The sequence below is a fragment of the Brevundimonas sp. genome, from assembly GCF_036399195.1.
Taxonomy (GTDB): Bacteria; Pseudomonadota; Alphaproteobacteria; order Caulobacterales; family Caulobacteraceae; genus Brevundimonas.
The window spans coordinates 1-11,707 of sequence record NZ_DASWNO010000094.1 but is presented as its reverse complement, the minus strand read 5'-3'; the positions used below and the strand labels follow the sequence as shown (position 1 = coordinate 11,707).

General features: G+C 70.0%; 9 protein-coding genes. 7 read left to right on the top strand and 2 right to left on the bottom strand.

Annotated elements, in window-relative coordinates; all coding sequences use genetic code 11:
• The 7 genes from VGB60_RS04530 to VGB60_RS04500 all read left to right on the top strand — a co-directional run.
• Window positions 1-793: glycosyltransferase (locus tag VGB60_RS04530; protein ID WP_331037085.1), on the top strand; the 793-nt coding region annotated here is incomplete at its 5' end.
• A complete protein-coding gene (locus VGB60_RS04525; RefSeq protein WP_331037084.1) occupies window positions 790-1,908 on the top strand; it encodes a CgeB family protein in 1,119 nt (372 codons plus the stop codon). The genes VGB60_RS04530 and VGB60_RS04525, both read left to right, overlap by 4 nt.
• Complete coding sequence (locus VGB60_RS04520; protein WP_331037083.1) at window positions 1,908-2,999, top strand: CgeB family protein; 1,092 nt, start codon at window positions 1,908-1,910, stop codon at window positions 2,997-2,999. Before VGB60_RS04525 ends, VGB60_RS04520 begins: the two co-directional genes overlap by 1 nt.
• Window positions 2,996-5,107 (top strand): bifunctional glycosyltransferase/UDP-glucuronate decarboxylase, encoded by a 2,112-nt coding sequence (locus tag VGB60_RS04515; RefSeq protein ID WP_331037082.1) that lies wholly within the window; start codon window positions 2,996-2,998, stop codon window positions 5,105-5,107. The genes VGB60_RS04520 and VGB60_RS04515 overlap by 4 nt, the downstream gene beginning before the upstream one ends.
• Window positions 5,108-5,113: 6 nt before the next feature.
• A complete protein-coding gene (locus tag VGB60_RS04510; protein ID WP_331037081.1) occupies window positions 5,114-5,668 on the top strand; it encodes a DUF1003 domain-containing protein in 555 nt (184 codons plus the stop codon).
• On the top strand, window positions 5,661-6,647 hold the full coding sequence (locus VGB60_RS04505; RefSeq protein WP_331037080.1) for an MDR/zinc-dependent alcohol dehydrogenase-like family protein: 987 nt from the start codon (window positions 5,661-5,663) through the stop codon (window positions 6,645-6,647). The genes VGB60_RS04510 and VGB60_RS04505 overlap by 8 nt, the downstream gene beginning before the upstream one ends.
• A complete protein-coding gene (locus VGB60_RS04500; protein ID WP_331037079.1) occupies window positions 6,644-7,666 on the top strand; it encodes a Gfo/Idh/MocA family oxidoreductase in 1,023 nt (340 codons plus the stop codon). Before VGB60_RS04505 ends, VGB60_RS04500 begins: the two co-directional genes overlap by 4 nt.
• Window positions 7,667-7,700: 34 nt before the next feature.
• Here VGB60_RS04500 and VGB60_RS04495 read toward each other — a convergent pair whose 3' ends face one another.
• Entirely contained in the window at window positions 7,701-9,659 is a 1,959-nt protein-coding gene (locus VGB60_RS04495; RefSeq protein ID WP_331037078.1) for a response regulator, read from the bottom strand.
• Window positions 9,660-9,697: 38 nt separating this feature from the next.
• Window positions 9,698-11,707 (bottom strand): response regulator (locus VGB60_RS04490; RefSeq protein WP_331037077.1); only part of this gene is annotated, 2,010 nt, incomplete at its 5' end.

Sequence of the window (11,707 nt, the reverse complement as noted above, 5' to 3'; positions counted from 1 at the left end):
CTGCGCGCGTTTCCCGGCCCCCGTGATCGGCGTCTGCCACTCCTGCCTCGCCAGCTGGTGGGACGCGGTGCGGGGCGACGAACCGATGCCGCAGTCGTTCGAGTGGCGGACCGACCTTCTGGCGCGCGGCTATGCCGCCTGCGACCGGCTGATCGCGCCGAGCTACGCCTTCATGCAGACGACCGCGGCGCTCTATGGGGTGGTTCCGCACACGGTGCACAACGGGCGGTCGCCGTCGTCCGCTGCCGCGACGGGCGCGCGAGAGCCGGTGGTGATGACCTCCGGGCGGCTGTGGGACGACGGCAAGAACATCCGGACGTTGGACCGTGCGGCCGGGCGGATGCGGGGGCAGGTGCAGGCGGCGGGTGCGCTGACCGGTCCCGACGGCCATAGCGTCTCGCTGCAGCACATCCTCCCGCTCGGCCATCTGGACTCGGCGGTGCTGGCGACCGGGCTTCAGCGGTCGGCGGTGTTCGCCTCGCTGGCGCACTATGAGCCGTTCGGCCTTGGCGTGCTGGAGGCGGCGCAGGCCGGGTGCGCGCTGGTCCTGTCGGACATCCCCACCTTCCGCGAGCTGTGGCAGGGCGTCGCCGTGTTCGTGCCCGCCGAAGACGACCGGGCGGCGGCCGAGGTGCTGGACGATCTGCTCGACCATCCCGAACGGGCGGCCGTTCTGGGCGCGGCCGCCGCCGAACGCAGCGCACGGTTCACGACAGAGTCGCTGACCGAGGGCGTGCTGGCCGTCTACGGCGAGGCGATCGCGCGCAGGCCGCTTACCGAGGCGGCGGCGTGAGGGTCGTCTATTTCACCCACTCTCTGGAGTCCTGCTGGAACCACGGCAACGCCCACTTCCTGCGCGGGGTGCTGCGCGACCTGATCGCCCGGGGTCATGAGGTCGTGGCCTACGAGCCGCGCGACTCCTGGAGCCGGGCCAATCTGGTCGCTGATCATGGCGAGGCCGGGCTGGACCCCTGGCGCAAAGCCTATCCCGAGTTGTTGAGCCGCCGGTACGCGGGCGAGCCGGACCTGTCGGTCATGCTGGACGGCGCCGATCTGGTCATCGTGCATGAGTGGAACGAGCCCGCCCTCGTCGCCGCGGTCGGACGGGCGCGGGCCCGCGGTGGCCGGTTCACCCTGCTGTTCCACGACACCCACCACCGGGCGGTCAGCGAGCCGGACGGCATCAAGGCGTTCGACCTGTCGGGTTACGACGGCGTCCTGGCTTTCGGCGAGACGCTGGCGGAGGTCTATCGCCGCTGGGGCTGGGGCGACCGGGTGTTCGTCTGGCACGAGGCCGCGGATGTCCGGCTGTTCCACCCGCCGCAGGACGAGGTGGAGCGTCAGGGCCTCGTCTGGATCGGCAACTGGGGCGACGGCGAGCGGACGAAGGAGCTCGAAACCTTCCTCTTCGCCCCGGCCCGCGATGCTGGCCTGGACCTCGACATCCACGGCGTCCGCTATCCGCCGGAGGCGCTGAAGACGCTCGCACGGTACGGCGTGAACTACCACGGCTGGCTGGCCAACGCCGCGGCGCCCCGGGCCTTCGCCCGGCGCATGGCGACGGTCCATGTCCCGCGGCGGTTCTACGTCGAGCAGTTGCCCGGCATTCCGACCATCCGGGTGTTCGAGGCGCTGGCCTGCGGCATCCCCCTGGTCAGCGCGCCCTGGCGCGACAGCGAGGGGCTGTTCGAAGTCGGCGAGGACTTCCTGATGGTCCGGTCCGGCGAGGAGATGACCCGGGCGCTGCGGACGTTGAAGGCCGACCCGGATCTGCGGGCCGGCCTGGCGGCGCGGGGCCTGGCCGCCATCCGCGCCCGGCACACCTGCGCCCACCGCGTGGACGAACTGCTGGCGATTGCGGCCCGCCTGACCGGCGTCGCCGCGACACCCGAGATGGAGACCGCCTGATGAAGATCGCCTTCTATGGATCCAGCCTGCTGTCGGCCTACTGGAACGGCGCGGCGACCTACTACCGCGGCATGCTGCGCGAGCTGGCGGCGCGCGGCTGGGAGGTGACCTTCTACGAGCCGGACGCCTTCGACCGGCAGCAGCACCGGGACATCGACCCGCCGGAGTGGGCCAAGGTGGTGGTGTGGGAAAACGATCCCGCCGCCTGCCGCGCGGTGGTCGCGCGGGCGGCCGAGGCGGACGTCGTGGTCAAGGCGTCGGGCGTCGGCGTTTTCGACAATGAGCTGCTGGCGGTGTTCGACCACGCGAGACCGGACGCCCTGACGGCGTACTGGGATGTCGACGCCCCGGCGACCCTGGCCGAGCTCCGGGCCGAGCCGGACCATCCGCTGCGGCGGGACCTGCCGAACATCGACATGGTGCTGACCTACGGCGGCGGCCCGCCGGTGATCGAAGCGTATGAGGCGCTGGGCGCGCGGATGTGCCGGCCGATCTACAATGCGCTCGATCCAACCACTCACCACCCGGTCGCTCCGGACCCCCGGTTCACAGCGGACCTGTCGCTGCTGGCGAACCGCCTCCCCGATCGCGAGGCCCGGATCGAGCGGTTCTTCATCGAGCCCGCGGCTGTCCTGTCGGGCCGCCATTTCCTGCTCGGCGGGAACGGGTGGCACGACAAAGCCCTGCCGGTGAACGTGCGCACCCTGGGCCACGTGGGCACGGCGGACCACAACGCCTTCAACTGCTCCTCGCTGGCCGTCCTCAACGTGTCCCGCGACAGCATGGCCGAGAACGGCTTCTCGCCCGCCACCCGGGTGTTCGAGGCCGCCGGGGCCGGGGCCTGCCTGATCACGGATCACTGGGAGGGCATCGACCAGTTCCTGAAGCCTGACGAGGAGGTGCTGGTCGCCCGCGACGGCCAGGAGGTGGCCGAACACCTCGCGGCCCTGACGCCCGGGCGGGCGCGCGCCATCGGCGACGCCGCGCGCCGTCGCGTGCTGGCGGATCACACCTATGCGCAGCGGGCGGACGAAGCAGACGCCCTGTTCCGTTCGATGCTGGCGGCGCGCCGCGAAAGGAGCGCCGCATGAGCCGGCCGCTGGACATCGTGGTCCTGGGCCTGAGCCTGTCGTCGTCCTGGGGCAACGGCCACGCCGTCACCTTCCGGGCCCTGCTGAAGTCTATGGCGGCGCGGGGCCATCGCATCCTGTTCCTTGAGCGGGAGACGCCCTGGTACGCGGCGCATCGGGACCTCGAGAATCCGGACTGGTGCGAGCTGCGCTTCTACAGCGACCTCGAAGGCCTCGACGCCTTCGCGGACAGATTGGCCGCGGCGGACGCCGTGATCGTCGGCTCCTATGTGCCGGACGGGGTGCAGGTCGGCGACTGGGCGCGGCGGGTCGCGCGAGGCGCCGTGGCCTTCTACGATATCGACACCCCGGTGACGCTGGCCCGGTTGCAGCGCCATGACTGCGACTATCTCGCCGAACGACAGATCCGGGACTACGACGTCTACTTCTCCTTCACCGGCGGCCCGACGCTGGAGCGGCTGGAGCACGACTTCCGGTCGCCGGCGGCCCGGGCGCTGTATTGCTCCGCGGACCCGGAGACTTACCGCCCCGTCGACGCCCCGCGCCGCTGGGACCTCTCCTATCTTGGCACCTGGAGCGCGGACCGGCAGCCGGTGCTGGAGCGGCTGCTGATCGAGCCGGCGCGTCGTCTGCCGCACCTGAGCTTCGTCGTCGCCGGGCCGCAGTACCCGGACGACATCGCGTGGCCCGCCAATGTGCAGCGGATCGATCACGTTCCGCCCGCCGACCACCCGGCCTTCTACGCCGCCAGCCGCTTCACCCTGAACGTCACCCGGGCCGACATGGTGGAGGCGGGGCACAGTCCGTCGATCCGCTTGTTCGAGGCCGCCGCCTGCGGGGCGCCCGTCATCTCCGACGTCTGGCTCGGGCTGGACGCGCTGTTCACGCCCGGAGAGGAAATCGTCCTCGCGGAGTCGCCCGAGGACGTGGTCGCCGCGCTGCAGTCACCCGCCGCGGAAGCCCGGCGGATGGGGCTGGCGGCGCGCGAGCGAATCCTCGCCGCCCATACCCCCGATCACCGCGCCGAAACCGTCGAGCGCGAACTGCTGGCCGCGATGGCGCGGCGGCGGTCCGACGACACCCAACCCTCAAGGGAGACCCCGATGAAGACCCTCAAAGACCCGCGGACGGTCCTCGTCGCCGGCGGCGCCGGCTTCCTGGGCTCGCACCTGTGCGACCGGCTCCTGGCGGAGGGCCATCACGTCGTCTGCCTCGACAACCTGCAGACCGGCGATCTCGGCAACCTCGACCAGGCGATGAAGCGGCCCAATTTTGAGTTCATCCGGCACGACGTGGTCGAACCACTGCCCGCCCGGCTGATGGAGCGACGCTTCGACCGCATCTACGACCTGGCCTGCGCCGCCTCGCCGCCGCAGTACCAGGCCGATCCCCAGCACACGATGCTGACCTGCGTGCTGGGCGTGACCCACCTGCTGGCGCTGGCGGAGAAGAGCGGAGCCCGCTTCCTGCTGACCTCGACCAGCGAGGTCTATGGTGATCCCGAGGTGCATCCGCAGCCCGAGACCTATCGCGGCAACGTCAGCCCGATCGGACCGCGCGCCTGCTACGACGAGGGCAAGCGGGCGGCCGAGACCCTGACCTTCGACTACGACCGGCAGGACCGGGGCGTGGTGCGGGTGGCGCGCATCTTCAACACCTATGGGCCCCGGCTGTCGGCGGCCGACGGCCGGGTCGTCTCCAACCTGGTCAGCCAAGCCTTGGCGGACGAGCCGATCACCGTCTTCGGCGACGGCAGCCAGACGCGGTCCTTCTGCTACGTCGACGACATGATCAGCGGCCTGATCACCCTGATGGAGCACGACGGGCCGCAGCCCGGGCCGATCAACCTGGGTAATCCGGTGGAATTGAGCGTCAGCCAGTTGGTCGAGGTCGTGCTCGAACTGACCGGATCGGCGTCGGAGGTCGTGTACCGCCCGTTGCCGCCCGACGACCCCCGCCGACGCCGCCCTGACATCGGCAAGGCCGCGGCGGTGCTGGACTGGCGGCCCACCACGTCGCTTGAGGATGGTCTGCGGCGCACGATCGACTGGTTCGACGGCGCGGCGGCCGAGGCGCGCCGCCGGGCCGCCGCTGCGATCGGCGCCTGATGCATCATGCAGGAGCATGGGCCGACCCTTCCAGCCGACGACAGCGGCCTCTCCCCGGTTCTCCGACGCAACATTGCGGAGATGCGGGAGCGGCGCGAAGCGATGGAGCGGTCGGCGGGGCTGAGCGACCGGCTTGCGGCGCGGATCACCGACTTCGCCGGCAGCATGCGGTTCGTGGCGCTGCATCTGGCGCTGTTCGGAGGCTGGATCCTGATCAACACGCTCGGGCCCGAGGCCTGGCGGTTCGACGCCAGTCTGGTGGTGTTGGCGATGGCCGCGTCGGTGGAGGCCATCTTCCTGTCGACCTTCATCCTGATCAGCCAGAACCGCATCTCCGACGCCGAGCGGCGCCGGGCCGAGCTGGACCTGCAGATCAACCTGCTGGCCGAGCACGAGGTGACGCGGCTGATCGATCTTGTGACCCGCATCGCCGACCGGCTGCAGGTGCCGGCGCGCGACGCGGATCTGGACGAGCTGCGCCGGGACGTGGCCCCCGGAGCCGTCCTCGACACCCTCTCCGCGCCGGATGACGCGGAAGCGACTGGAAAGACCCATGACTGACGTTCTGAACCGCACCCGAAGCATGCGCGCCGCCGTCGTGACGGGGCCCGGCCAGATGGAGGTGCGCGATGCGCCCATGCCCGAACCGGGTCACGGCCAGGTGCGGATCGCGCTTGAGGGCTGCGGGGTCTGCGCCTCCAACCTGACGCCGTGGGCGGGTCCCGACTGGATGACCTTCCCGACAGAGCCCGGCGGAATGGGGCACGAGGGCTGGGGCGTGGTCGACGCCGTGGGCGAGGGCGTGTCGACGGTCAAGGTCGGCGATCGGGTCGCCGCTCTGTCGCACAACAGCTACGCCGAATACGACGTCGCCGACGAGGCCGCGGTGGTGGTGCTGCCACCCGCGCTCAAGGGCGAGCCGTTTCCGGGCGAGCCGCTGGGCTGCGCCTTCAACATCTTTCGTCGCAGCGGCATCAAGGCCGGCGACACCGTCGCCATCGTCGGCGTGGGCTTCCTCGGCGCCGTGCTGACCCGGCTGGCGACCGACGCCGGCGCACGCGTCATCGCCATCTCGCGCCGGCCGTTCTCGCTGGACCTGGCGCGGCGGATGGGCGCGGCCGAGACCATCCCGATGGACGATCACTACGGCATCATTTCGCGGGTCAGCGACCTGACCGGCGGCGTCTTCTGCGACGTGGTCATAGAGGCGGTCGGCAAGCAGTGGCCGCTCGACCTCGCCGCCGAGCTGACGAAGGAGCGGGGGCGGCTGGTGATCGCCGGCTATCATCAGGACGGCCCGCGCCAGATCAACATGCAGCTGTGGAACTGGCGCGGGCTTGATGTGATCAACGCCCACGAGCGCGATCCCGCCGTCTACGCCCAAGGGGTCCGCGTGGCGGTCGAGGCGGTGGCGTCGGGACGGCTTCAGACCGGCGCGCTGTTCACGCACACCTTCGGGCTCGACCAACTGGGCGATGCGCTGGACGCGACCCGCGACCGCCCCGACGGCTTCCTAAAGGCGCTAGTGGTGATGCGATGACCGACATTCTCCTCGAACGGCCCGCATCGCTGACGAGCCGCAAGCCCCGGATCGGCTTCCTCGGGGTGGGCTGGATCGGCCGACACCGGATGGAGGCCATGCTGGCGACTGGCGCCGTCGAGGCGGCGGTCGTCGCCGATCCGAGCGGCGAGACGCGGGAGCAGGCGGCGCGGCTCGCGCCGGGTGCGGCTTCGGTCGAAAGCTTCGAGGCTCTGCTCGATCAGGATCTTGGCGGAGTCGTCATCGCCACGCCAAGCGCCATGCACGCCGAGCAGGTTCGGCGGGCGCTGGACCGCGGCCTGGCCGTCTTCTGCCAGAAGCCCCTGGGCCGGACCGAAGCGGAAGTGCGGGCGCTGGTCGAGGCGGCGCGCCGGGCCGACCGGCTGTTGTCGGTCGACCTGAGCTATCGTTTCACCGAGGCGGCGCAGGCGCTCCGGAGCCTGGTTCAGCAGGGCGCGTTGGGCGGCGTGCATGCCGTCGATCTGACCTTCCACAACGCCTGGGGACCGGACAAGCCGTGGTTCTACGATCCGGCGCTGTCGGGGGGCGGCTGCGTCATGGACCTCGGTGTTCATCTGGTCGACCTGGCCCTCTGGCTGCTCGAGGGCGCCGAGGTCGATCAGGTCTCGTCCGATCTTTTCGCGCAGGGGGTTCGGATCGACCGGGCCGACGTCTGCGAGGACTACGGGCTCGCCACCTTGCGGCTGAACACCGGCGCGGTGGTGCGGCTGGCGTGTTCATGGAATCTGCCGGCAGGGCAGGAGGCGGTGATCGCCGCCACCCTGTACGGCTCGAAGGGCGGCGCCGAGATGCGCAACGTCGGCGGCTCGTTCTACGACTTCGTCGCGGAGCGGTTCGAAGGCACCACCCGCCATGAGCTTGCGGCGCCTCCCGATGCTTGGGGTGGGCGTGCCGCAGCCGACTGGGCCCGACGCCTCGCGGCCGGCGAGCGGTTCGATCCGGGCGTCGAGCGGCTGATCCCCGTGGCCCGGGTCCTCGACCGAATCTACGGCCGCTGACGAGCGAAGGACCGGCCAGTCGCGCCCTGGCGCCTCAGGCCGCGACGGCGTCGAGGACGGCGCGGAGGCGCTGGGCCAGGTCGTTGCGATGGTACGGCTTGTCGATCACCGGGAAGTCGTGGCGCATCTGGTGGCCGGTCTCGCCGAGGTAGCCCGAGGTCAGCAGCACCTTCAGCTCCGGGCGATGCTCGCGCGCCTTCAGCGCCAGCTCGATGCCGTTCATGCCGCCCGGCATGATGACGTCCGAGAACAGCAGGTCGAAGGCGCTATCCTGCGAAAGCCGGTGCAAGGCGCCGCCGGCGTCGGAGGCCACCTCGCAGCGGTAGCCGAGGCTGGTCAGCATATCGAGACACAGGCTCAGCACCGCCGGATCGTCCTCGACAATCAGCACGCGCTCCGAGCCCGAGGCCGCTTCGACAGCGGGCGGCGCGGCGGCGGCTTCAGCCGGCCGTTCGGCCGTCAGCGGCAGGGTCAGCTCGAACGCGGCGCCGGCGCCCGGCGTGGCGGCCACGCCGATGGTCCCGCCCGACTGGCTGACGAAGCCATAGACCTGCGACAGCCCCAGCCCCGTGCCGCGCCCGACCTCCTTGGTGGTGTAGAAGGGTTCGAACACGCGCTTGGCCACGTCCTCGGCCATGCCAGGCCCGTTGTCGCTGACCACGATCCGCGCCATCGGCGGGCCGGCTCCCTCCGCCGGCGCGATAGCCGTCGTAACCGTCAGTCGCCCGTCACCGTCCATCGCGTCACGCGCGTTCACGGCGAGGTTCAGCAGGGCGGTCTCGAGATGAGTCGGATCGATGGAGGCGTGCAGCGGTTCGTTCGACAGGTCGAGCGTGATGGTCACCCCCTCGCCGACCGCCTGCCGCAGCAGCGGCGTGAATCCCTCGATCAGCCCGTTCAGGTCGATGACGCGCGGATTGAGCTGCTGCCGCCGCGAGAAGGCCAGCAACTGGCGCGTCAGGGTCTGGCCCCGTTCCGCCGCGGCGCGGATGGCGGTCAGCTGGCGCACGAGGCGCGTGTCGTCGTCGGCCCGGCGCAGCAGGATGTCGGCGTTGCCGAGCACCACCGTCAGCAGGTTGTTGAAGTCGTGCGCCACGCCGCCGGTCAGCTGGCCGACCGCCTCCATCTTGCGCGCCTGCGCCAGATGCTCCTCCAACTGGCGGCGATCGGTGACGTCCAGCAGGGTGCCGAGAATCTCGCCCTCTCCGCTCCCCGTGCTGTCTGGCACCCAGACGCCCTGGTCTAGGAAGGTCCGGTACTCGCCGTCCGAACACAGCCAACGGTATTCGCAGGCGTAGGAACCGGTCTTGCTGGCCTGCATCAGGCAGTTGACCACGCCCTCGACGTCTTCGGGGTGGATGCGGCCAAGGCCGATTTCGGGTTCATCGACGAACTGGCTGGGCTGGAAGCCGGTCAGTGGGGCGATGCTGTCGCTGACGAACAGGGCGTGGAAGGGATGGACGTTGGCGCGCGAGGTGAAGACCACGGGTAGGGATTTCAGGATCGTGTCCTGCCGCTCCCGCGCCTCGCGCAGGGCCATCTCGGCAGCCAGCTTCTCCTCGCTGATGCGGGCGTTGGCCTCCAGCAGGGCCCGCTGCTCCTCGCCCTGCTGGCGCACCTGCAGAGTCTTCAGGTGCAGATCGACGAGGATCGACACCTTGGACCGCAGGATGAAGGGATCGGCCGGCTTGAACACCACGTCGACGGCGCCTGCGGTGTAGGCCTGGAAGATGTGCGCCTCGTCGCGGAAGACGGCGGTGACAAAGACGATCGGAGTGTCGCGGGTGCGGGGGTGCTCGCGGATCAGCCGGGCGGTCTCGTAACCGTCCATGCCGGGCATGTGCAGGTCCAGCAGGATGACCGCGAACTCCTGATGCAGCAGGACGCGCAGGGCCTCCTCGCCCGAGCGGGCGATGACCAGCTCATGGCCGAGAACCTCAAGCGCCTCGGAGGCCGCGAAGGCGTTGCGCTCATCGTCGTCGACGATCAGCACCCTCGCGGACAGGGGGCCTCGCTTGCGACTGGACGCCATTAAACGGCCGCCGGTGCGGGCTGCTCGGCGCCGGTCAGGCGGCCCGCGTCCGTGCGCTGGATCGAGACGCGCATGACCGAGATCAGGTGGTCGATGTCGACGGGCTTGGAGACGTAGTCCGACGCGCCGGCCTGAATGCATTTTTGCCGGTCGCCCTTCATCGCCTTGGCCGTGACGGCGATGATCGGGATGCGTTCGAAGCGGGGGATGGCCCGGATCTCGCGCATGGTCTCGTAGCCGTCCATGTCGGGCATCATGATGTCGACCAGGATCAGGTCCGTTTCCGGATGCTGGGCCAGCAGATCCAGCCCGGCGCGGCCGCTCTCGGCGTAAAGAAGATCAACCCCGAACTCCTCCAGGGCGCTGGCCATGGAGAAGATGTTGCGGATGTCGTCGTCGATGACCAGCGCCGTGCGGCCGGTCAGGATGGCGTCCTCCTTGCGGGTCTGGGCCAGGGTGGTGCGGGCGGTCTCCGACAGGCGGTCGGTCGGCTCGTGCAGCAGCAGGGTCGCCTGCTCCAGCAGTTGCTCGGGCGTTCGCGCCAGACGGGCGTGACCGGCGAAGACCGACAGCCGCAGCCGACGCTCATCGAGCGCGGACAGCGTATCGCCGGCGTAGACGACGGCCGGCCGCTCGGCCGTTTTCAGGAAGTCCACGAGCTCCGGGATCGGCGCGGCCGCGATGTCGATGATCAGGCTGTCCGACGGCTTGATCTTCGTCTTCGCCAGCCCCTTCAGGTTTTCCGTCCGGGTGACCGAACCGAACGCGGATTTGAGCGTGGCGTGCGCCTCTCCGGCTGGTCCGGCCAGGATCAGACGACGGTTCGGCGCCGCGACGAACTTCTTCACCTCGTCGAGGCTGGCGACGACGCCCTCGCGGTCGATCGGCTTGGGCGTGAAGCCAAAGGCGCCGATCGAAAGACCCAACCCGGCCTGATCGTGCGCCGAGATCACATGCACGGGGATGTGCCGGGTCTCGGGGGTCCGCTTCAAGAGGTCCAGCAGGGCCAGGCCGTCCATGTCGGGCAGACCGACGTCCAGCATGATCGCCTGCGGCGCGTAGCGACGGGCCAGCGAGGCCGCGGCGATGCCTTCCCTCGTGATGACGCCCTTGAAGCCGCAGTCGCGGGCCAGCGCCAGCAGGATGGACCCGAAGCGCGGGTCGTCCTCGACGATCAGGATCACCGGGTCGCCCGGGGCGACGCTGTCGCGGTCGTCATTGACGATCTCGACGGTATCGGCGGTCTCTTCTTCCGGCGTGGTGCGGATGGTGATGGCGCGGGCGGCCTCGCGACCGGACTGGGCCCCGCTCGCCGCGGTCGGGCTGAAGTTCAGCGGCAGGAACAGGGTGAAGACGCTGCCCTTGTCGGGCTCGCTCTCGACCTTCAGCTCGCCGCCGAGCGTGCGGGTGATTTCGCGGCTGATCGACAGGCCCAGACCGGTGCCGCCGTATTTGCGGCTGGTGGTGCCGTCGGCCTGCTGGAAGGCCTCGAAGATAATCCGCTGCTTCTCCTCGGGGATGCCGATGCCGCTGTCGTGGACCGAGAAGGCCAGCACCTGGCCGGCCTTGTTGAGGTGCTCGTTGCCAGGCGTCCAGCCCGCGGCGACCCGGTCGACCCGCAGGCGGACCGAGCCCGACTCGGTGAACTTGAAGGCGTTGGACAGCAGGTTCTTGATGATCTGCAGCAGCCGCTTGTCGTCCGTGTACATCGACGGCGGCAGGTCCGGGTCGATGTCGATCGAGAAGTCCAGCCGCTTGTCCTGCGCGATCTGGGCGAAGGTCCGATGCATCTGGTCGCGCAGCGAATCCAGCGCCATCTCGCCGATGTCGAGCGTGACCGTGCCGGACTCGATCTTGGACAGGTCGAGGATGTCGTTGATCAGCCCCAGCAGGTCCGAGCCGGCGGCGTGGATGTTCTTGGCGAACTCGACCTGTTTGCCGGTCAGGTTGCCCTGCGTGTTCTCGCTGAGCATCTTCGACAGGATCAGCAGGCTGTTCAGCGGCGTGCG